The 22200-nt window shown below is 54.8% G+C and carries 20 protein-coding genes; 7 read left to right on the forward strand and 13 right to left on the reverse strand.

The features are described from left to right. The first annotated feature begins 51 nt into the window (after positions 1 to 51). The gene (locus L5220_RS02015; protein ID WP_499571273.1) at positions 52 to 1563 is read left to right on the forward strand and encodes a M16 family metallopeptidase; all 1512 of its coding nucleotides are present in this window, start codon (positions 52 to 54) and stop codon (positions 1561 to 1563) included. After that, entirely contained in the window at positions 1560 to 2315 is a 756-nt protein-coding gene (gene cobS / locus L5220_RS02020; protein WP_499571275.1) for an adenosylcobinamide-GDP ribazoletransferase, read from the forward strand. Before L5220_RS02015 ends, cobS begins: the two co-directional genes overlap by 4 nt. Here the strand turns inward: cobS and L5220_RS02025 are convergent. The 8 genes from L5220_RS02025 to L5220_RS02060 all read right to left on the reverse strand — a co-directional run bounded on the left by L5220_RS02025 (position 2281) and on the right by L5220_RS02060 (position 9382). Continuing rightward, positions 2281 to 2919 carry a ComF family protein gene (locus tag L5220_RS02025; protein ID WP_499571277.1) on the reverse strand — a complete coding sequence of 213 codons (639 nt, stop codon included), beginning with the start codon at positions 2917 to 2919 and terminating at the stop codon, positions 2281 to 2283. The genes cobS and L5220_RS02025 overlap by 35 nt on opposite strands. Before the next feature lie 15 nt (positions 2920 to 2934). Beyond that, positions 2935 to 3231, reverse strand: a complete 297-nt coding sequence (locus L5220_RS02030; RefSeq protein WP_499571279.1) for a Mo-dependent nitrogenase C-terminal domain-containing protein — start codon at positions 3229 to 3231, stop codon at positions 2935 to 2937. 382 nt (positions 3232 to 3613) lie between these two features. Beyond that, positions 3614 to 4333: a DUF3120 domain-containing protein gene (locus tag L5220_RS02035; RefSeq protein ID WP_448524813.1), complete on the reverse strand. Its 720-nt coding sequence runs from the start codon at positions 4331 to 4333 to the stop codon at positions 3614 to 3616. A 46-nt stretch (positions 4334 to 4379) separates the two neighbouring features. After that, positions 4380 to 5138, reverse strand: a complete 759-nt coding sequence (locus L5220_RS02040; RefSeq protein ID WP_499571281.1) for a DUF8619 family protein — start codon at positions 5136 to 5138, stop codon at positions 4380 to 4382. Next, positions 5093 to 6028, reverse strand: coding sequence for a protein translocase subunit SecF (secF, locus tag L5220_RS02045; RefSeq protein WP_448514603.1), 936 nt, complete (start codon positions 6026 to 6028; stop codon positions 5093 to 5095). The genes L5220_RS02040 and secF overlap by 46 nt, the downstream gene beginning before the upstream one ends. Further along, positions 6025 to 7455 (reverse strand): protein translocase subunit SecD, encoded by a 1431-nt coding sequence (gene secD / locus L5220_RS02050; RefSeq protein ID WP_499571283.1) that lies wholly within the window; start codon positions 7453 to 7455, stop codon positions 6025 to 6027. Before secD ends, secF begins: the two co-directional genes overlap by 4 nt. A 2-nt stretch (positions 7456 to 7457) precedes the next feature. Then, positions 7458 to 8441, reverse strand: a complete 984-nt coding sequence (locus L5220_RS02055; RefSeq protein WP_499571285.1) for an alpha-ketoacid dehydrogenase subunit beta — start codon at positions 8439 to 8441, stop codon at positions 7458 to 7460. Positions 8442 to 8512: 71 nt separating this feature from the next. Beyond that, entirely contained in the window at positions 8513 to 9382 is an 870-nt protein-coding gene (locus L5220_RS02060) for a phosphatidate cytidylyltransferase (protein ID WP_448514606.1), read from the reverse strand. A gap of 298 nt (positions 9383 to 9680) precedes the next feature. Here L5220_RS02060 and L5220_RS02065 point away from each other — a divergent pair, with 298 nt between their 5' ends. After that, a complete protein-coding gene (locus tag L5220_RS02065; protein WP_099797630.1) occupies positions 9681 to 10346 on the forward strand; it encodes a sigma-70 family RNA polymerase sigma factor in 666 nt (221 codons plus the stop codon). Positions 10347 to 10399: 53 nt separating this feature from the next. Next, positions 10400 to 10921, forward strand: coding sequence for an anti-sigma factor family protein (locus L5220_RS02070; protein ID WP_448514607.1), 522 nt, complete (start codon positions 10400 to 10402; stop codon positions 10919 to 10921). 45 nt (positions 10922 to 10966) lie between these two features. On the opposite strand, the gene ruvC is transcribed toward L5220_RS02070, so the two are convergent. Continuing rightward, positions 10967 to 11446 (reverse strand): crossover junction endodeoxyribonuclease RuvC, encoded by a 480-nt coding sequence (gene ruvC / locus L5220_RS02075; protein ID WP_099799769.1) that lies wholly within the window; start codon positions 11444 to 11446, stop codon positions 10967 to 10969. 80 nt (positions 11447 to 11526) lie between these two features. On the opposite strand from ruvC, the gene L5220_RS02080 reads away from it, so the two are divergent. Together L5220_RS02080 and L5220_RS02085 are read left to right on the forward strand one after the other, a co-directional pair. Next, complete coding sequence (locus L5220_RS02080; protein WP_499571450.1) at positions 11527 to 12861, forward strand: histidine phosphatase family protein; 1335 nt, start codon at positions 11527 to 11529, stop codon at positions 12859 to 12861. A gap of 4 nt (positions 12862 to 12865) precedes the next feature. Beyond that, a complete protein-coding gene (locus tag L5220_RS02085; RefSeq protein WP_099797628.1) occupies positions 12866 to 14131 on the forward strand; it encodes a dihydroorotase in 1266 nt (421 codons plus the stop codon). Here the strand turns inward: L5220_RS02085 and fumC are convergent. The 4 genes from fumC to L5220_RS02105 all read right to left on the reverse strand — a co-directional run bounded on the left by fumC (position 14083) and on the right by L5220_RS02105 (position 20591). Continuing rightward, positions 14083 to 15486, reverse strand: coding sequence for a class II fumarate hydratase (gene fumC, locus L5220_RS02090; protein WP_499571288.1), 1404 nt, complete (start codon positions 15484 to 15486; stop codon positions 14083 to 14085). The two genes, L5220_RS02085 and fumC, sit on opposite strands and share 49 nt — an antisense overlap. 27 nt (positions 15487 to 15513) lie before the next feature. Beyond that, positions 15514 to 17313: a proline--tRNA ligase gene (locus L5220_RS02095; RefSeq protein ID WP_499571290.1), complete on the reverse strand. Its 1800-nt coding sequence runs from the start codon at positions 17311 to 17313 to the stop codon at positions 15514 to 15516. Positions 17314 to 17452: 139 nt separating this feature from the next. Beyond that, positions 17453 to 18748, reverse strand: a complete 1296-nt coding sequence (locus L5220_RS02100; protein WP_499571292.1) for an FGGY-family carbohydrate kinase — start codon at positions 18746 to 18748, stop codon at positions 17453 to 17455. A gap of 97 nt (positions 18749 to 18845) precedes the next feature. Next, positions 18846 to 20591, reverse strand: coding sequence for an FAD-dependent oxidoreductase (locus L5220_RS02105; RefSeq protein WP_499571294.1), 1746 nt, complete (start codon positions 20589 to 20591; stop codon positions 18846 to 18848). A 100-nt stretch (positions 20592 to 20691) separates the two neighbouring features. On the opposite strand from L5220_RS02105, the gene L5220_RS02110 reads away from it, so the two are divergent. Then, positions 20692 to 22185: a hypothetical protein gene (locus tag L5220_RS02110; RefSeq protein ID WP_499571296.1), complete on the forward strand. Its 1494-nt coding sequence runs from the start codon at positions 20692 to 20694 to the stop codon at positions 22183 to 22185. Positions 22186 to 22200: the final 15 nt, after the last annotated feature.

Here is a 22200-nt window from a genome sequence, read left to right on the forward strand (position 1 = left end):
GTCTGAACGACTGAAATAGGGTGTAATAGAAGCAGTACCTGAGACATCCCTGTGCCATTGTTGCAGCTTATTTGGAGTCAATGCCAGTGCTTCTGTGTTGGGGCGATCGCCCTGTGGGTATGGCTCACGCCCATTGCGTCTGCCCAGACGATCCGGCCTTACATTGACCGCGCCATGAATCAAATTAGCGAGTTTTACCTTGACAATGGGATGCACTTTATTGTCATGGAGCAGCACCAAGCCCCCATTATTTCTTTCCTGACCTATGTCGATGTGGGGGGGGTAGATGAACCGGAGGGGCAAACTGGGGTGGCGCACTATCTGGAACACCTTGCCTTTAAGGGAACCCGCCGCATTGGCACTCGCAACTATGCAGCAGAAAAGGAAACATTTGCCCAACTCGATCAGCTCTTTGATCAGCTACAGGCTACCCATGATGATGCCCAACGTCAGCAGCTATTGGTGGAGTTTGCGGCAGTGCAACGGGTCGCAGATCGTTACGTGCTGCAAAACCAGTATGGTCAAATTGTCCAACAGGCAGGGGGGGTCGGTCTCAATGCCACCACCTCTGCTGATGCCACCCGCTATTTCTACAGTTTTCCGGCCAACAAACTGGAACTGTGGATGTCCTTAGAGTCAGAGCGATTTCTAGAGCCAGTGTTCCGTGAGTTTTACCAAGAAAAAGAAGTCATCCTTGAGGAGCGTCGCCTGCGAACAGAGAACTCACCCTCAGGACAACTCTTTGAAGCCTTTTTAGCTACCACGTTTCAGGAACACCCCTACCGCCGTCCGGTGATTGGCTACCGCGACGATATTCAAAATCTGCGCCGCATTGATGTCGAGCGTTTTTTTGCCGAGTATTACACCCCTGAAAAAATGACCATGGTGCTGGTGGGGGATGTTGACCCCAAACAGGTGCAACGGTTGGCGCAGGTATATTTTGGACGCTATCCCAAGGGTCAGGGCAAGGCCACGGCGATCGCCCCTGAACCTCCGCCGACTGAACCGCGTAGCATTACCCTAGAGCTAGCTAGCCAACCCCTTTATATCGAGGCGTATCCCTGTCCTGCCCTGCGCGACCCCACTTACCTCCAGTACGAAATGTTGGCGCAGATTCTCAGTGGTGGCCGCACCTCCCGCCTTTATCGCGCCCTTGTCCTAGAACAGAAAACTGCCCTGAATGTGCAAGCGTACGTCGGCTTTCCGGGCAATAAATATCCTAACCGTTTTCTCATTTATGGCGCACCGGCTCCAGGGCATACTACCGCAGCATTGGCGGCGGGCATTGCCAAGGAGTTACAAGCACTACAGGCAGATCCCATCAGAGCCGACGAGTTGGCTCGGGTAAAAACACAACTGCGTATGGAACTGCTGCAAAACCTGACCTCCAACGAGGGGATGGCCAAGCTCTTGGCCGATTACGCCGTCAAGGGGGAGGGGTGGCAGCAATTATTTAACCGCCTTGAGGCCATTGAACAGATCACCCCTGCTGATATTCAACGGGTAGCACAGTCCCTCCGGCCACAGCAACGCACCGTAGCCCAAATTCAAACGCGCTCATGAAGTCCCTGTGGCAGGAATGGCTAGGGGCAGTGATCTTCTACACCTGTTTGCCCCTTCCCCCTGGATGCCCTATCAAACTTGCTGGCGCAGCAAAGTGGTGCCCAGGGGTGGGGGTACTGATTGGCGGGCTACTGTTCGGGGCAGACTGGCTGCTAGACCTGCTTTACCTGTCACGGCTGGTGCAAAGCGTGTTGCTGGTGGCGCTCTGGTTAGGGATCACCGGTGGGCTGCATCTGGATGGGGCAATGGATACAGCAGATGGCTTAGGGGTGAGGGATCCGCAACGGCGGCTCGCAGTCATGGCAGACAGTCGCAGCGGTGCGTTTGGGGTGATGGCTGCCATCGTGATCCTGTTGCTGAAAGTCAGTGCTCTGGCGAGTTCAACCATGCCCTTTAGTGTGCTGTGGGCGGCGGTGTGGGCGCGGGTGGCACAAGTGTGGGCGATCGCCCGCTACCCCTACCTCAAGCCCACAGGAACTGGTCAGATTCATAAAGTCTCCTGCCGCGTCCCTTGGGATTTTTGGCCAAGTGGCCTCGTATTGAGTCTCATGAGTGTGATACTGCCCCTCTCCCTTGGCCAGTTGCTATACCTCCACAGTCTTGGCCTCCTCCTGATGCTCTTGGTACCGGCATGGTTTTATCGCCAAGTGGGAGGGCACACCGGCGATACCTACGGTGCCGTGGTGGAGTGGAACGAGGCTCTGATGCTGGTTGGCCTTAGTGTGGCTCAGGGAGCGCTACCGCCACTGTAACGATTCCCAGTACCCGATGCCCTGCGGCTCTCAGGGTTTCTGCCGCCGCACGGGCGGTTGTGCCCGTGGTGTAAATGTCATCACACAGCAGCACCCAGCATTGCCGCCGTAACCCCCGCCCTAGGGCAAACGCCTGCTCTAAATTAGCGACCCGCTCAGCCACCGTCAGTTGAAACATTGACTGCGTTGCGCGCTGCCGCACCAAGGCATGGGGAACCAAGGGCAATTCTAGGGCACGACAAAAGCTGGCGGCAATGATTTCTGCTTGGTTAAAGCCCCGCGCTTTTAATTTATCGGCATGGAGGGGAATGGGAACCACCTGGAGCGGCAGGTTGTGGCTGACCTGACTCTCTAGCCAAGCAACAGCGAGCCATTCACCAAAGAGGGTGCCCAATTCGGGATGGGCATGGTACTTGAGGGTGGCGATCGCCCGCTTTAAGTCCTGACGGTAGCTGCCCCACGGCAATAGGGGCACTGATCCGCGCCAGTAAGAGCGGCGATCGCGCAGCTCCCACGTTCGCAGCTTGGGCACAGAGGTTGCCGACTCAGACGACCACAGCAGGGGCAGGGCTGTTGGAACAGCACGGCGGCTAGGGATCGCCACACTCCGACGTACCCCCTAGCAGTAGGCGCTAATATCTTCCTGACACTCGTCCGCTAAATAACAGAGAGCACGATAGCGTAACAGCATCAACTCTTCGTAGAGGGGATTGAGATGGCACAGGGGAGGAATATGGATGTGCCACTTTGCAACCACAATATCCCGCTCAAAGGGGCACTGGGCAGGGATCAAACGGCACAGACGGTGAGCAAGCTGGCGATCGCGCACGTCAAAGCACTCTAGCCAACGACGCACCGGCAGCAATACCGCTTTGATAAACCGTTGCCCCAGCGTTAAAGCAGACTGACGAAGCATAGTGAATTCAACACCTCATCGTAATAAAGATAGCCACAGCACAGATTGCCTATTCCCGTAGCCTTCTAGAGCGTGAATCAGCATCTAAAAATACAAGACTGAGAATAGAACATCAAAGCTGGGATTTGGATAGGAAAAAACTAAATTTGTGCACTCTGGCGAATGGGCTTTAGACGTACCTTGCGTGGCGTTGCGATGAACTGTAAACACCAGAGAAAAGTCAATGCATTATTCAGCAATATAGACTGTCTCCTTGAATCATCAGAGATTTGTAGTAATGGATACACTTTATTTCGGCCTCTTCCAGAGTTCCTTTTGGTATCCATTCCTATTTTAGTTTCTGGTTTTTAAATTGACGATTCGGTGTGCCAAAATGTTGCCCCTAAAGGGGTAAAAGCCCAATCGTTAAACCAAATAACCCATCCACCACAAGGGTACTTAGTACCGCCCCCATAAACGCCCAACTCGGCAGCATGGCAGGTATTCCTTGGCGAATCTGGGATTGAAACAGGGGCAACAGGCCAATGAGCAGTAGGCTTAGGCTAAGCAGTACACCCCACACTTCCCCGCTAAAGGTCTGGGCTTGGGCGATCGCCTGCACGAGCATTTCCTGCACTGACACTAGATCCTGCTCGAGGTACATAATGGCTCGCCAATGGGGAATCACATCAATCAGGTAAAAATAGGCATCCGTAATGGCCGTGCCTAAAAATGACCCCAAAAAGAAAAAGACCCCCACCAATTGTTGCCGTTGTCGCAGATGCCAAACCATCAGGGGTAACGGCAGCGCCTCCACCGGCAAGTGCCACAGCGGTTCCCAGCGCAACCAGCCCCAGTACAGCGACCCTGCCCCCCAACACCAACTAAAGCCATAGAGGAGTGCACCGAAGCGCCGGTAGCGAGTTTGGGTTTGTAGGTAACGACTGATCCCCCACAGTAGGGGAGTGATCCCTAAGCTCAACCAAGGATAGGTACGTACCAGTGGTGCCTCAATAAAGACAGGGACAGAGACTAAAAAAGCCGCAAGAGAAAAAATACACCACGCTGGCCGGGAGCCAAAGCGCAGGGCGGGGAAAACAGCGGTCGAGGTCAGCGCGGTCAAGGGACTCTTGGGAAATGTTAACTTTTATGTCTTTCCCTTTAAGGTATCACAGGGTTGACCGCCGTGGAGAACGGGATCTTCGGGGCGATCGCCGCTGCCGCCGTAGGGTTTCCGATAATTCCACGAAGATATCCCGCTGCAACATCGGATAGTTGCCAATCCAGAGGCGATGGCGTGGCAAATAAACTTCCGAAATCATCTCAATCTCTGCTAAGTCCGGTCGCCGCGATAGCACCAGCATCTGTGCGACATCTCCTGGCCGAATCACGCGGTGCTGCCGCAGCAGCTTAGTGCGCACCGTTGTTTCAAAGCCGCTTTTGTCGCCTATCTCAAGGTTAAGGCAGCGTTCGCGGTTCTCGATGATGACTAACTGGCCTTGATCGTCAACGGTCTCTTCTTTGCCCACCAGTTCTTCAGTGACATAGACCTCTAGCACCTGCCCTTGCCAAAAGCCGGCGTAGGGAAATCGGCGGTAGCGACGGTTGCGCCAACTGGCCAACACAGCCGGTGCCCACAGCCAATACAGCCCCGCCACCAAACCAAGCACAAGCTGGGTGCCATCTCCCAAAAACTCGAGGCCAAACGTCACAATTGCCACGGCCACCACAGCAAAGATTACCCGCCGTAAAACGTCCTGTAGCTTCCCCCACACGTAGAGATACTGAGCACCTGTGGCAACCGCAGGAACAAGCTGGCGCAGTTTTTCTTGGGTAATGGGAATTAGCACAACACAGGGGGAGAGACGGGAGTGGGTCTGGCCTAGGTGACTGGCGAAGGGGTTGGTGTGGGTTGGCGATCGCGCCACCAAGCAAGCAGGGTACTCGCCACAAAAATACTAGAATACGCACCCGTCACAAAGCCAATAATTAAGGCTAAGGCAAAAAAGCGCAGAGTATCCCCCCCAAAAATAAAAATCGTGACCAAGGGCAACAGAGTCGTCAGGGTCGTGTTAATGGAGCGGCCAAGGGTTTGTACCACGGCCTGATCGACGACCTCCTTAATGTTCAGGTCGGGGTTGAGCTTAAGGGTTTCGCGGACGCGATCGTAGATGACCACCGTATCATTCACGGAAAAACCAATAATGGTGAGCAACGCCACAATAAACAGGCTGTCAATTTCAACCCCAAGGGTCAGCCCTAAAATGGCAAAGATACCTGCGGTGAGCAAGACATCGTGAAACAGCGCCACAAGGGCAAAAAAGGCATAGTCAAACTGAAAGCGTAGGGTCAGATAAATCGTAATGCCAATGAAGGCCACCAGCAGCGCAAGCAGACCGGAGCGCAAAATTTGCCCCCCAAGGGTGGGGCCGACGGTTTCAATTTGCGTCTGCGCCGGATCAAAGGCACCCAATTCTTGAGTCAAGGCACTACTGAGCCGTGTGCGCTGCTCTACCCCTAAGGGAATGGTGCGGATACCAATCCCATACTGATCAATCACCTGTAGGCTGCTGTTGCCCAACCCCTCTTGATTCAGAATGCGGCGAACCACATCAATGTCAATGGGCTGCTTGCAGGTGTTTGTGGTACTACAGGCAAGTTCAAATTGCAGTCGCGTTCCGCCAATAAAGTCTAAGCCTAGGCGGAGCGGGCTGCCTAAGGAGACCCAAGAGATGGCCATGGCCATCAGACCACTGAGAATGACAACTAGGGATATACCCCACCACAGCGATCGCTGGCGATTGACGCTAAAACTCATTTCAGGGTCTCCAGTTTGGGACAAAACCACGTGGGTTTACGCAAGCTGGGGATGCTAATGGCGTAGAACAAGAAGCTACGGCTACAGGTCAGGGCGGTGAACATACTCACCCCAATGCCAATGGCTAGGGTCACGGCAAACCCTCGCACAAAGCCCGTGCCAAGAGCAAACAACGCCCCACAGGCAATCAGGGTGGTGACATTGCTGTCTAAAATACTGGCAAAGGCACGATCAAAGCCCGACTCCACCGAGCGGTAGAGGGTTTTACCCAGCCGTAGTTCTTCGCGGGTACGCTCAAAAATCAGCACATTCGCATCCACCGCCATGCCAATACTGAGGATGAAGCCCGCAATGCCCGGCAGGGTTAAGGTCACCCCAAACAGCAAAAAGGCGGCATAGGTAAAAATGGCGTAGAGCACAAGGGCAATATCGGCAATCAGACCCGGCAAACGGTAATAGGCAACCATAAACACCAGCACCAGCACTAGGCCCGCCACCCCCGCGTAGAGGCTATCACGGATACTGTCTTGGCCAAGGGACGCGCCCACCGTCCGGTTTTCAACTACCTCCAGCGGTACCGGTAGAGCACCCCCCTGGAGCTGAATGGCAAGATCGTTCGCAGTTTGGGCGGTAAAGCCACCGGAAATTTCCGCATTGCCGCCAATAATGCCGGTTTCAGCATACTGCGCAGACACCGTGGGGGCACTAATGAGGCGGTCATCAAGAAAAATGCCAATGCTGCGGCCCGTACCGGCAATCTCTTTGGTGAGGCGGGCAAAMAACTCTGCCCCTTGGGGGTCAAAGCGGACAATGACATTCCAGTTGGGGGAGCCGGGCGCCACCGGACTAGCGAAGGCTTCTTGCAGCATGGCTCCAGTAAGCTCTGAAGGCGCAAAGAGGTTGGCGATCGCCTGCTGACTGGCCGCAAGAGACTCGCGGTTTTTAGCAAGCTTGGCCTCAATATCGGCTAACGCTTCAGGATTGTTGGCATTTTGGGATTGCTCTAGCAGGAGTTGCGTTTGCTCTAGGAGAAGCTGCGCTTGGATTTGTCGCTCCACTTGCAGTTGCGCTTCAGTGCCGGGCTTTTGGGGTGCAAACAATAACTGGGCGGTTCCCTTGAGAATGCGCTCTGCCTGCTCGGGATCGGTGACCCCCGGCAGCTGCACCAGTAGCTTATCGTCGCCTGCGGTTTGCACCACCGCCTCGGCAACCCCCAAGCCATCGATGCGCTTTTGCACCACACTTTGTACCGCTGAGAGCACTTGGGGCGTAATTTGCGGCACTTTATCCGTCGTTTGCACCTGGAGGGTCAGTTGGGCACCGCCGCGCAGATCCAGACCCAAGCGAGCCGGGGTGCGCACGATCACCCATGTGGCGGCCATCAGTAAAACTAAAATTGCAATTAGCCAGCCGCGATATTTCCCCATGATTAAATCTGACCCCGCACCAGTTTCTGCACAGCGGCCACAATTTGCGGCGGTTGCACGATGGTTAGGTTCTCGAGGGTGCCATTGTAGGGGGTGGGAACGTCCTGAGAGGAGAGCCGCACCACTGGGGCATCTAACTCGTCAAAGTAACGCTCCATAATGGAGGCCGAGAGTTCTGCGCCAATGCCACCGGTTTTCATGCATTCTTCAACAATAACAACACGATGGGTTTTACAAACTGATGCGCCAATGGTCTCAAAGTCAAGGGGCTTCAGGGAAATTAAATCAATCACCTCCGGATCGTAGCCCTCGTTTTCAAGGGTTTTCACCGCTTGCAGGACATGGTGCCGCATCCGCGAGTAGGTGAGAATAGTGACCTCCGTTCCCGGACGAACCACCTCTGCTTTGTCAAGGGGCAAGTAATACTCCTCTTCCGGTAGGTTTTCCTTGAGGTTGTACAGCAGCACGTGCTCAAAAAAGAGAACGGGGTTGGGGTCACGAATGGCCGATTTCAATAGCCCTTTGGCATTGTAGGGGGTTGAGCAGGCAACAATTTTCAACCCTGGAACCGCTTGGAAATAGGCTTCTAGGCGCTGGGAGTGCTCTGCCCCCAGTTGCCGCCCTACCCCCCCAGGCCCGCGGATCACAATCGGAATTTTGAAGTTGCCGCCGGACGTATAGCGCAGCATCCCGGCATTATTGGCAATTTGGTTAAAGGCCAGCAGCAAAAAGCCCATGTTCATGCCTTCAACAATGGGACGCAGACCGGTCATGGCTGCCCCAATGGCCATTCCCGTAAAGCTATTTTCGGCAATGGGGGTATCCAGCAGGCGGAGTTCGCCGTACTTTTTGTAGAGGTYTTTGGTGACTTTGTAGGAGCCGCCATAATGTCCTACGTCTTCCCCCAGTACAAATACGGTAGGGTCACGCTCCATTTCTTCATCAATGGCAGCACGGAGGGCATTAAACATCAAGGTTTCGGCCATGGTTGCGCGGCAAACGTTAAGGACTATTTCCTAGGGTAGTTGAAACTGCACCGCTTGCGATCGCCAACACCTCAGGGGTGCCATTGCCCCAAGGCTGGCAGCAGCAAGGTAACAAAGTAAAACACAAGCGGGGCGGTGAAGACGTAGCTATCGGCACGATCCAGAATCCCCCCATGGCCAGGAATCAACTGCCCAGAGTCTTTGACCCCGGCATCCCGCTTCATCATTGATTCGGTGAGGTCGCCCAGGAGACTAGCAATGCCAATGAGCAAGCCTAGGGTGGCTCCGGCGAACCACGGCCATGGCCACTGGAGGGAATAGGCACCCCAAAAGGCGACGGCTAAGCTCCCTAAAACACCAAATACCGCCCCTTCAACAGTTTTCTTGGGGCTAATGTGCGATAGGCGGGTGCGACCAAACAGTTTKCCGACGGTATAAGCCCCAATATCCGCCGCCCAAATACAGATAAACGCTAACAGGGTTGCCTGCAATCCTAGGGGGAGAGCCTCTAAGTGCCACTGCTGTGGCCAAAACCCGCCTAAGGGAAGGGTGGCAGTATGATCTAGCCCCCGTAGGCGCACCCAATAGCTGGGGAGATACCCGCCGTAGAATAGCCCCATGATGGAGGTAGAAATGTCGGCAATGGAGGCCAGTTTAGGCTGAAACAGCAGGTAAAAGCAAATTAGGGTACCGGCGACAGGAAAGACGGCATCGGCCAAATCGGGACGCAACAGCGCAGTAATAAGTAGCACCTGACTGACAACTAAGGTGGTTTTAGCCGCTGGGGCACTGCCTTTGGCACGCGCTAGTTCAAAATATTCCAGTTGCCCTAGGTAAATTAAGGCACCAATACCCAAGCAAAAGTACCAACCCCCCAAGAGGGTTATCATCAATGCCACCGCGATCGCAACAAGTCCACTGGAAATGCGTATCCACGGCATGGTGACTATAGCAGTTGACTAAATAAGGTGTTCACAGGTTAGCCTAACGAAAATTAAGGGGCGATCGCCGCTACAATTAAAGTTTAGTCTGAATTGAGCCAACATTAAGAAAACATTAAGCATTCAGAAAACATTAAGCAATCGGCGATAAAAATCCCTCACCATCTCTCAAACAGTGACACCCGCCCAGAGGAACTGTTGCGCATAGTGTGGCAGCTAGCACGGTATAACGGAGGAGGGAACCTGATCACCGACCTTGCGTCATGGGAGATAGTTTGGTCTGAGGTCTGTTGTTTCCATGACATCCAGTATCCCCCTTGCTTGGCCCAGTGTTGAGGAGACCTGTTACCGGGTGACGCTGCCGCTAACAAAACTTTCACCGCAGGAATTGGTGATTCGCTGTCAGGCGGGGAGATCACCAGATCGGGCCGCGTTTACAGAGTTGTTACGCCGCCATCAGGCTCACGTGGAGCGACTTATCTATCACTTGGCACCGGACTGGGAGGATCGAGCCGATTTAGTCCAAGAAGTGTGGATACGGGTGTACCGGAATATTCATAAGTTGCAGGATGCCAGTAAGTTTCGCGGTTGGCTCAGCCGTATTGCCACAAACTTATTCTATGATGAGCTGCGCAAACGGAAGCGCCACCAAGCTCCCCTGTCCCTCGATGCCCCCCTCAAGACCCATGATGGGGAAATACTATGGGAACTCGCCTCCAGTGATGCCAGTCCGGATGAGTTATTGCATACCGATGAATTTTATGACCAATTGCGACAGGCGATCGCCAACTTGCCGGAAACCTTCCGAACCACGATTGTCCTGCGGGAAATTGAGGGATTGTCCTACGAAGAAATTGCCCAGATCACGGGTGTCTCCTTAGGAACAGTAAAATCAAGAATTGCCCGCGCTCGGCAGCGACTGCAAACGGAATTGCAACCCCACCTTGACAGCCCCCGCTCCTAAACTATTGCCCCACACCTTGGCTTTGGCTAGATTTTGATGAAGGATGTTGAACAATGATGGACGAACTGGATCACTGCAAACGAGATCACTTCGAATTGCTGAGTGCCTATCTCGATGGTGAAGTCACGGCTGGGGAGCGACAGCAGGTGGAGGCATGGCTCGCCAGCGATCCTAAGGCTCAACGACTGTACCAGCGGCTGTTAACCCTAAAAGCGCAAATGCAGCAACTTCCCGTGCCTGTGTCCCCTTGCCCTACGGATTATTTGGCGGCTCGGGTCATTGCCAAGGCGCAGCGTCGCCCCCGCGCAGTGTGGGTATGGGGAGGGGTGGGTGCCACCCTAGCTGCATCGGTGGTGGGTGTTCTCAATGGGCTTCTCCCTAACCCACTCCCCGGATCACAGATTGCAGTGACTAGTCCTGCCAGCATTGCTCCAGAGGTGTCTCCTGTACCCGTTGAACCTACGGCTGTTGGCCTGATGCTCAGCCTCGATCGCCCTCCCGTTGCAATTCCGGTGAGTGAGACTGCCCCTTCTGCTCTCACAGAAGCATCTACCAATACTGCCAAACAGGACTAAGTATTCGCCACTTTGACAACTACCTCTAGGGAGGATCGCCCCTGTCTAGGAACAGGGAGTCTCATGGTGACGGCTGGCAGTAAGGGCGATCGCCAAGGCATCAGCCGCATCATCCGGCCTAGGGAGGGTAGCCAAGTCAAGTTCCCGCTGTACCGCCAGTTGCACCTCAGTTTTGGTGGCGTTGCCATACCCTGTCAGTGTTTGCTTGACCTGGGCAGGCGTAAATTCCAAAAGCGGACACCCCAGTTGACTCAGCACCAAGAGAATCACCCCCCGCGCCTGAGCAACCACAATGGTGTGGCTCATTTTATAGAAAAATAATTTTTCGATCGCCACCACATCAGGGCGCAGGGCTGGAATTAACTGGTGTAGGTCAGTGTAAAGACTGTGCAGGCGATCGCCAACAGGTTCCTTGGCAGTGGTTGTGATCACCCCAAAATCGCAGACGTGGCAGCTTGTGGGTGTCATTTCAATGCAGCCATAGCCAAGGGTGGCCAAGCCCGGATCAACCCCTAAGATACGCACGGCTGGCCTCGAGAGGTAACAGACAAGATACAATTGCCTATGGTGCATCCAAGGAGAGACATCTGAGTACCCGAGTTATTATTGTCCGCCACGGTGAAAGCACATTTAACGTTGAACAGCGCGTCCAAGGTCATAGTGATTCCTCCTCGCTGACGGAGCGTGGTCATTGGATGGCGCAGCAGGTGGGTGCAGCATTACAGGGCATCCCCATCCGCAAAATTTACACCAGCCCCCTTAAGCGTGCTCAGGAAACGGCTGAGGACATTTACCAGCAACTAGGCAGTCTAGGGATCCCTGCCCCTATCCCCATGGATTTGCTCAAGGAAATTGCCTTACCTGCGTGGGAAGACTTACCCTTTGCAGCGGTGAAAGAGCGGTTTCCAGAGGACTATCGCCGCTGGCAAGAGGCACCGGACACCTTAGTCATGCGGACCCTAGATGAGACTGGGGAGCCAAAGGACTTCTTCCCAGTCCTAGATTTGTTTGATCGGGCCGGTCTAGTCTTGGATACGCTGCTGCCCCAGCACGACAATGATACTATCCTGATTGTGGGCCACAGTGGTATGAACCGCGCCTTAATCTGCACAGCCTTGGGCTTGGGGGTCAAGGGCTATTTGCGGCTGCAACAGGCCAATGGCGGCATCAGTGTTCTCAACTTTGCCCACGGTCGGCACCAACCGGCGCAGATAGAAGCCCTGAACCTTACCAGTCATCTCAACGATCCCTTTCCGGAACCCCGGTTTAAGGCGCACACCCTGCGTATCTTTTTGGTGCGCCATGGTGAAACCAATTGGAACCGCGAAGGACGGTTTCAAGGCCAGATTGATGTGCCCCTCAATGAGAATGGTCGTGCCCAAGCGGCAACTGTGGCAGATTTTCTCAAGGATGTAACCTTCCACCATGCCCTGAGTAGCCCCCTATTGCGCCCCAAAGACACAGCCTTAGCCATTTTGCAGCACCATCCCGATGTTTCCTTAGAGCTAGAGCCAGCCTTGGCAGAAATTAGCCATGGTGACTGGGAAGGCAAGTTTGAGCCAGAGGTGGAAGCGCAGTACCCAGGGGAGCTAGAGCGGTGGCGCACCACCCCAGCGGCGGTGCAAATGCCCCACGGGGAAAACCTGCAACAGGTGCACGATCGCGTCGTCACGGCGTGGGAGCAGTGGCTCGAGGCATGGAAAGCCAGTGCCCTTACCCCCCACAATGTTTTGGTTGTGGCTCACGATGCCACCAATAAAGTGCTGCTGTGCCATATTGTCGGCCTAGGGATCGAGAACTTCTGGCTCTTTAAGCAAGGCAATGGCAGTGTGACGGTGATTGACTACCCGCTAAAAGGAGGGCTGCCGCGGCTACAGGCGGTCAACATTACCACCCATTTAGGGGGCGTGCTGGATCGGACGGCAGCCGGAGCCTTGTAAAGCCATGGCATGGCGACTGCTGCAACAGGTGCGGGTGGTGGATCCGCTCAACCGCGCAGATTACCGTGCGGATGTGCTCTTTAGGGGCGATGAACTGGTGGCGATCGCCCCAGCGGACATTCCCCCTGAGAGCGAGCGGGTCCCTGCTGAGCAGTTAATTTTGGCACCCCCTTTAGTAGATCTCTACAGCCACAGCGGCCAACCAGGGTACGAAGCGCGCGAAAGCCTAACCTCTCTGCTTGCTGCTGCGGCGGCGGGGGGGGTGCAGCACCTGACTCTTCTGCCTACTACCCAACCCGTCATTGATGATCCAGCGGTGTGGAACTCAATCCAGCACGATTTGCCCGCAGAGAGTTGGACGCAGGTGCGGGTGTGGGCGGCTCTCAGCCAAGGGGGTGCAGGCAAGGCTCTTAGCAATCTAGCGGAACTGGCCGCAGCCGGCGTAGTGGGGTTTTGCGATGACTCCGGCCTCGTCAATTGGCCATTATTGCAGCGCGCTCTCACCTATTTGCAACCTATCCAGAAATGTGTGGCGCTTTGGCCGTTTGACGCAACCTTGGCGGCCCATGGCGTTGCCCGCGAGAGTTTAGACGCCCTGCGCTTGGGTCTGGCAGAGCAACTAATCTGCTGTGAAACCATTCCCCTACTGGCGATTTTGGAGCTAGGGCGCACCGTCACGACCCCTATTCATCTGATGCGCCTCTCCACCGCTCGCAGTGTTGAAATCTTAACGCAGGCTAAGCCGGAGACTGTTACCGCCAGCGTTTGTTGGTTGCATCTACTGTTTGACACTGGGGACTTGGCCACCTACGATCCAAACCTGCGCCTTGAGCCACCCCTCGGAACCCCTACAGATCGCCAGTCCTTAATTGAGGGGGTCAAAACAGGCGTGATTGAGGCGATCGCCATTGACCACACCCCCCTCCTTTACGAGGAAAAAATGATCTCCTTTGCCGAAGCCCTCCCAGGGGCAATTGGTCTGGAGTTGGCCTTGCCCGCCCTCTGGCAGGGATTAGTCGCCCCTGGGCACCTCACGGCGGTTGACCTCTGGCACGCTATCAGTACTGCGCCTGCCCGCATTCTTGGCCTTGCCCCCCCGCAGTTGCAGCCCCCTAGCCGCAACGTTATCCTGTTTGATCCGACGGCGGCATGGACGGTAAATGCCCAAAGCCTGCGATCGCGCTGCCACAATACCCCCTACTGGCAGCGCACCCTACGGGGTCAACTGTCGGCGCTTTCGCCGAGCATGTCCTCTGGACGCACCCACTGATCAAACTCCTCTGGGGTGAGGTAGCCCAACTCTACGGCAGCCTCCTTGAGGGTTTTCTGCTCGCTATAGGCTTTTTTAGCCACGGCTGCCGCCTTGTCGTAACCAATACGGGGGTTCAAGGCGGTCACGAGCATCAAGGATCGCTCTAAATGCGTCTGAATTTGGGGGTGATTCGGCTGTAGCCCCCGCAAACAAAAGTCCGTAAAGGCAGACCCCGCATCGCTGAGGAGTTCAATGGAGCACAGCACATTGTGGATGATGAGGGGCTTAAACACATTCAGTTCAAAGTTGCCCTGACTACCAGCAATACCAATGGCCGCATCATTGCCCATCACCTGCACACACACCATGGTCAAGGCTTCGCACTGGGTCGGGTTCACCTTGCCAGGCATAATCGATGAGCCGGGTTCATTGGCGGGCAAGATTAATTCCCCCAACCCACAGCGAGGACCCGACCCTAACCAGCGAATATCATTGGCCATTTTCATCAAGGCCGCCGCCAGCGTTTTGAGGGCACCACTCAACAGCACTAGGGGATCGTGAGCCGCCAAAGCCGCAAAGCGATTTTCGGCAACACAGAAGGGATAGCCGGTCATCCGGGCTAACTCTTGAGCAACGCGATCGCCAAAGCCGGGGGGGGCATTTAAGCCGGTTCCGACGGCGGTACCGCCAATGGCTAGGGGATAAAGGTGCTGGAGGCAGTACTGCAAGTGGTGTTGACAGGCCGCCAACTGGCTAGCATACCCCGAAAACTCTTGACCAAGGGTGAGGGGCACCGCATCCATCAGGTGAGTGCGCCCAATTTTAATAATGTTGGCAAACGCAGCGGTTTTTTCCTCCAGAGCCGCCAGCATGTTTTGCAGCATGGGCAGCAGCCGCTCCTGTACCTCTAAGACGGTGGCAATGTGCATTGCGGTGGGAAACGTATCATTCGAGGACTGACTACAGTTAACGTGATCATTGGGGTGAATGGGGGTTTTGGTTCCCTTTGTGCCTCCCGCTAACTCAATGGCACGGTTGGCAATGACCTCATTGACATTCATATTGGTTTGCGTGCCACTGCCGGTCTGCCAAATCGATAGCGGAAACTGATTATCCCAACGACCTTCAATGATTTCCGCTGCTGCTTGACAGATCCACGCCGCTTTCTCCGGCGCCAGAACGCCTAGATCCCGGTTGGCGATCGCCGCTGCTTGCTTCAGCCGTGCCATGGCATAAATGACCGCAAGGGGCATTTTTAGGCCGCCAATGGGAAAGTATTTTAGGGATCGTGCCGTCTGGGCGCCCCAATAACAGTCAGCGGGAACCTCAATCGTACCTAGGGAATCGGATTCGGTGCGGGTTGCAGGAGCCATGATCCATCTTTTAAGAGAATATCACCTTCAAAGCTGCTCTACTTGCTGTTGCAGATAGGCGATCGCCTCGCTCACAGAAAGAGTCACGGTTTTGCCCGTAGCGCGCTCTACTAATTCCACCTCCCCTTTGGCACTCGTGCGCCCCGTTACCACCCGATAGGGGATTCCAATGAGATCCGCATCTTTGAATTTGACCCCAGCACGCTCATCGCGATCATCTAGCAGCACCTCAATTCCGACTGTTTGCAGCTTGGTGTAGAGTTCAGTGGCCAAGTGCATCTGAGTGGGATCGGTGATGTTGGGGACAACAATAATGACCTGATAAGGGGCGATCGCCAACGGCCAGATAATCCCGTTGGCATCGTGGTGCTGCTCCACAGCAGCTTGGGCTAAGCGGGAGACACCAATGCCATAGCACCCCATCACTAAGGGCACCTCCTCCCCCTGCTCATTGGTATAGGTGGCGTGCATAGCTTGGGAGTACTTAGTGCCCAGTTGAAAGATATGGCCAATTTCAATCCCACGGGCAGTTTCTAAGTACTGCGTTGGATCATGACAGGCGCGATCGCCCGCTTGCGCCTTGCGCACATCCACCACTAACGCTGGCAGGGCACAGGTGTTGCCCCAGTTCACCCCAACCCGATGGTGCTCTGCCTTATTCGCCCCCGTGACAAACCGCTTCAGCTCGGCCACCGTTGTATCGGCAATTCGAATAAATTGGGGAATGAGGTTGGCCGTGGTTTTTAGATACGTATCCGGCAGATCAGGCCCGATATAACCAAAGGGTAAGGGTTGTGCTGCCCACTCCTGCGCGGTTTCAGCGTCGGCCACCCTCAGATCCAACAGTTTACTGGCTCCATAGTTGACAGCTAAACCCGTCAGCACATTCTGAAGCTTCACCGCATTCACCTCTTGATCGCCACGAATGCTCACCAATACTAAGCCGCAGCAACCATTATCAAACCCAGCACGATAGAGAACCGTTTTGACGATCTGGGTCGGATCACAGCCCAGTTGCGCCACTAATGCCTCAATGGTGGTTGCATTGGGGGTGCTGAGGGTTTCCATTTTCCTATAGGGGCTAGGTACAGCCGCTGGCGGCACAGACACCGCCTTTTCTACATTGGCAGCATACTCACCATCGGCGGTATAGAGCACTTCATCTTCACCCGCATCGGCTAGCACCATAAATTCATGGGAGCCAGAGCCGCCAATTGCCCCCGAATCTGCCTCAACTGCCCGAAAAGTAAGACCGCAACGGCTGAGGATGCGACTGTAGGTGTCGTACATCACCTGATAGGTGTCCTGAAGGCTGGCCACATCAGCATGGAAGGAGTAGCCATCCTTCATGATGAATTCCCGTCCCCGCAACAGGCCAAACCGGGGGCGAATTTCATCGCGGAACTTGGTTTGAATTTGATACAGGTGCACCGGTAACTGCCGGTAGGAACGGATCAGATCCTTAGCAAGGGTGGTAATGACCTCTTCATGGGTTGGGCCTAGCCCCAACTGCCGCTCTGCCCGATCCGTGAGGGCAAACATAATGCCTTCTGCTTGGGTGTAGGTATCCCAACGGCCAGATTCCTGCCATAGCTCAGCGGGCTGCAATTGCGGCAGCAGGCACTCAAGGGCACCACTGCGATCCATTTCGGAGCGTACAATGGCACTCACCTTCTGGAGCACCCGCCACATCAGGGGTAAGTAGCTATACACCCCACTGGCAATGCGGCGAATATAGCCAGCCCGCAGCAATAGCTTGTGGCTGGGAATTTCCGCTTCCGCAGGGTTATCCCGCAAGGTGACAAAGAGCATTTGCGACAGGCGCATGGATCGCTACTGATACAGCACAGAAACTCTATTCTACCGAAAAAGCGCCGTAAAGCCCCTAGCTTTAGCTATGGGGATATAATCTCAATTCTCCAAATACCTGCTACATAATTGGAGCATTGAAAACCAGAATGTGTGCTCAGCAGCCGCTTGCAAAAGAGTGGCTTTGTTGGGGATTTTGTAAGGAGTTGGTTGAGCCATAGGCAAGGAGTGCAGCACCGTAGGCCGCCTCTGTTTGCGGCGAAATGGCCACGGGCACCCCCAAAAATTGTTGACGAATGGCTAGCCATGCTGGATTATGGGCACCTCCCCCTGCTGTCCAAACCCGTTGCAGTGGTGACGCACCAAGGGTTTGTAATCGCTGATAGCCCTGTTGTTCAATGCGGCTGAGGCTTTCTAGAAGTCCTTGCAAAAACAAATGGGGTTCAGCAGGTCGTGGTTCTAAACGCGGCTCAAGGTGCGGATCATTAACGGGAAAACGCTCTCCTCGCCTGAGGAGGGGATAATAGTCTAACCCCGTAGGCTGCTGAGGATTGATGTGGCGACTGAGATGCTCTAGTTCTGTAGGGGTAAAAAATTGTCCCAGAATTGCTGCACCGCAGTTAGAGGCACCCCCCACCAACCAGAGATCGCCAAGGCGATGACTGTAGATTCCTGCTGCCCGATCCTGCACAGGACGGTTACTCAGAAGTTTCAGCACTAGGGTTGAGCCTAAGGACGTTACCGCATCCCCCACGTGATGGGCACCACTGGCCAAAAAGGCAGCAATACTATCAGTGGTGCCTGCACAAATTTGGCACTCTGACGACAGTCCCAACGATTGCGCTATCCTTGTTGGAGTGCCGATGACTGTTCCAGGGGCAACAACCTTAGGGAGCAACGGTTGCAAAGGGGCAAGGATGGGATGATAAAACCAGTCAGGATAGGTCTCGGCAGCGGGGTCATACCCCAATTTGAGGGCATTGTGCCAATCCGATATACCCAGTTGGCCGTGGAGCAAAAAGGCTAGCCAGTCTGCTTGGTGCAAGAAATAACCGCCTGCTGTGGGGTAGTGCTCCCATAACCACAGCAGTTTCACAAGACTACTAGTGGCACTGAGGACGAGATGATTGGCTGGCGCGATGCCTGCTAATACCTTGAGGGACTCTTGAGCACGATCATCGTTGTAGAGAAGAGCGGGGGAAATGGGGTCACCGTCAGGATTGCACAATAAGACCGTGGCAGAAGTGCCATCAATGGCAATGCGCTGGATCTGTTGCCGTACTTTAAGGGGAATCTCCTGAATTAACTCCCACAGGGTTGCCGCCCATTCTTGAGGATTATCTGGCTGGGCTAAGGTGCGGCGAGTGCTGGCAAGTATCTCACCCTTGGCGTTGAGGGCGATCGCCCGGGCACCGGAGGTACCAAAATCAATTCCAAGGGCGGTGATGGTCATGCCAAGGTTTCAAGAGACTGGCGATGTCATTGTACCAAAGGGTGCCATAACACTATTTGCTTAAGGCATGGAGCAGCTGCCAACCGCCACGGCTATTTTAGATGTCAAGAATCTCAACGCGAATCCATGGTGCATAGGGATTGACAACCCCCATAATGTGTACCTGCTGACCGCTTACACACTCGTGCAGACGGTCATTGATCGTTGAGCGCAGGGTGACCAACGGCCACTGGCGATCGCCCTCAAGAAGTTGGTATTGCTGGTCCCCTAGTTTTTGGAACTCACCACAAACAGAGACCAAGCCCTCAGGGGAGGGGTCTGGTGCGGGGGTTTGCAAGGGGGCGTAGCCGCTCAAGGGACGTGTGGCCTCAAAGGTGCGGAGGGTGTGGCATTGCCAGTCTTCCCATTCTGGGTGATCGGGGTGGAGGTTGAAAAACGGAAAAATCGCCTGCCGATGCTCAGTAATGAGGGGTATAAGATCTAAGCTATCAACCAGATCCCGAGGCTGTCGGTGTTGCTGAACGGCAGTAGCGGCCAGCCAACCTGCCGCCTGACCAATCGCCATTACAACGGGTTGCAGTCGGGTTGCCCCATTGGCAATGTGGGTCACCGAGATATTCTTTTCAGCTACTAAGAAGCCGTCGATGTCCTTGGGAATCAGACAGGTGTAGGGAATCATAAAAGGTGTACCGGTCCAGCGCCCGCCCCAGCGAATGGATTTGGTCGCAAGGGCAAAGTTGTGTCCCGGATAATGATGATCGTTGGCATAATTCCCGATCGCCACCCCTGTATATCGCCCTGCTGCGGTGCTAGGAGCGGCGGCCACAATTCCCCCCGCTACTGGCAAAATGTCTTGCTCTTGCACAGTGGTTAGGCCAATCAGGCGGCGACTTTCACGGTAGTAGGGATGCAAGGCATAGGCTCCCCCACCAAGCTGGTTTGGTAAGATAGGAAAGGTATCCTCGGCAAGACCATAACGGCGACCCAAGTAGCGTTGTACGTAGCAGGCAAAATCTTGACTGTGCCAGCGGGCTTCTTGTAGAAATTCTTGCTTAGCAGTGGCGGACTGCACTAATCGCCCTAGGTTCACCCCATAGTCATTCCCCTGCTGCGGCCAATTGAGCATGAAGCGATCGCCCGGCAGACGGCCATAGTTCAAAAAGTGCTCTGGATTGTAGCCCTGCCATGCCCCCTCAAACTTATGATCATCCCACAGGGGAGACGGCGGAATCTCTGGCGCTGTTTCACCACTGCCGTAATCTCGCAACATCACTACCCATGTGGGGGCTTGCACAGGATAGGTTGTGGTCAGCGCATTCGGGGCAGACGGTGCCGAGGGTTCACCGGTCTCTGGTTGCCACTCCCACCCCCACCGGTGGGGAATCTCGCCAAGGGGCAGCAGATCCCCTAGTTCCGTGGCATCAATCGTAAGCTCTGCATAGACGGTAAAGGTACTAAATTCTACCCCGGTGATGCGATCGCCCCGACGCAAAACCGCGTGGGGAGTGTGACCGGCCATCCACGTTAAGTTGGGGCTGGCCGTCACCCAATCATGGAATATGGCAGCAGCCACTTTAGGCTCAAACGTAAAAAAGCTCACCCACGCATGATCTAAGCCATGGGGTTGTCGTTGGGCGATCGCCCGCAGGAACCGTCCCCACACCCCCGTTTGCCATGCCAATAGCTCATTGCCGTCAGGCGCAGGCACCCCAGCACTGGTGAGCATCCCCCCTAACCATGGCTCTTCGCTTACCAACAGGGTTTTAGCACCACAACGAGCAGCGGTTAAAGCAGCAGCAACTCCCCCTGTGCCCCCTCCCACCACCAGAACCTCAGTTTGCATATCGTGATCTACCTGTGATGTTGCAAAAAGTGAAACCACCATCCTATGCTGCGATACCTTGTCTAGGCTAGACAGTAGCCTACCCCCCAGGATTTACCTTATGTCTGCGCCACTCAAGCTTAGCCTTGCCCTTGCGGCTGTTTTTGGTTTGGGACTCAGTTTATCGGGGCGATCGCTCCCTCAAGGAGATGCCATTATGATCCAACCTGCCCAGAGTCAACCCAGTTGGGGCATTGACACAACGCCATCCGTGGCCTCTACCCCCCCGTCACCAACGACGACCCCCATTGAGTACGATCGCTACCGCCACGTCATTGAGCAAACCCGCAGCATGATCCACAATCCTGAGGCTCAACGCCTAGCACAGCAGTACGGCCTCAACATCCTAGATGTGACATGGGAAGATACAGGCCGCTATCACAACTCTGCGGTAGGCCCCAACATTAGCGACATGACCATTCAAATTCAACAATACAACCCCCGTACTAAAACCTACGAACTCAGCCTCATGCCCGTGATTCGCTTTCCCAATTTTAGCGATCGCACTGCGGATATTCCCCTCGAGCGCTTCTTTATCCTTGTAGGGAATGAAAAAGGCAACCCCCTAGAGCGGGTCAGCTTAAGGGAACTTTTAGGGAACTTCCGAAAATACCTGCACAACCCCCGTTCTTGGGCTGGGAACCGGCGTTCGTTACTTGCTGCGCGCGACAGCCACGTCCTCGTAAGTGCCCAAGCCTGCTTCTTACCAATTCCCGCTCAAGGAGAAGCCACCTTTAACCCCGTCCTCTTTAATTACCAAAGCTATGAGAAAAATCCGGCGGTCTTAACCCTTCTCGTCACCCGCCAAGGCACCAGTGCCACTATCATTGACAACAAACGGGATGCCTTTGAAGCAGGCATGACGTGGGGGCAACGGCTCTTCTTTAACAAAAATGGCGAGCGGGCAAGTCTTGTAGGTCAGCGAGCCAGTGACTTTGGTGTTATCAGCGGTGGTAGCGAGATCACCTCCACTCAAGCAGAAGCCGCTGGCATGAATATGGTCATGCTCATTCAAGTCCCCCTCAAACAAACCCCACGCCCCCGTCAGCCAATGTCCGTGTTCCCTGCTCCATCTGTTGTCCTTGAGTCGGCTGCCCCTGCCGGTCGAAGTCGCTCTAACGTAGAGGCTGCCGTCATTAGCCACGGCAAGGTGGAAGGTCCCTTTACAGAAATTGATAATTTACCCATTGAACGAGATCCGCGATTCCCCGTGCGCGTCACGGTGCAATTCTATAAAGCTACCGATAATGGCGTTGTCTCGGCAGCGGATATGCGCCACATTCACGATCAGATCGCCAAGGTCTATAGTAATGCCGATTATGTGGGCAGCCTTGTTATTGATGGGGATACAGGGCGACCCACAGAATATACCGGCAGTAAGCAGGAACCTCCCGGCTGGTGGGATGACTTTTGGCAACGCCATCAGCAAAATACCGGCCAAAGCCGTGAAGAGGCGCTTGAAATGCTACGGCGACTACGGGGACAACACTGGATGCCCCGCTCCCAAAAGGAACTGGAGCAAGCCCTCAAATCCTTAGCTAACGACCAGAAGTGAACGATTGCCTCTCTA

Origin of the sequence: Synechococcus sp. PCC 6716, from assembly GCF_022570815.1 — a bacterium.
Lineage (GTDB): Bacteria > Cyanobacteriota > Cyanobacteriia > Thermosynechococcales > Thermosynechococcaceae > Thermosynechococcus > Thermosynechococcus lividus.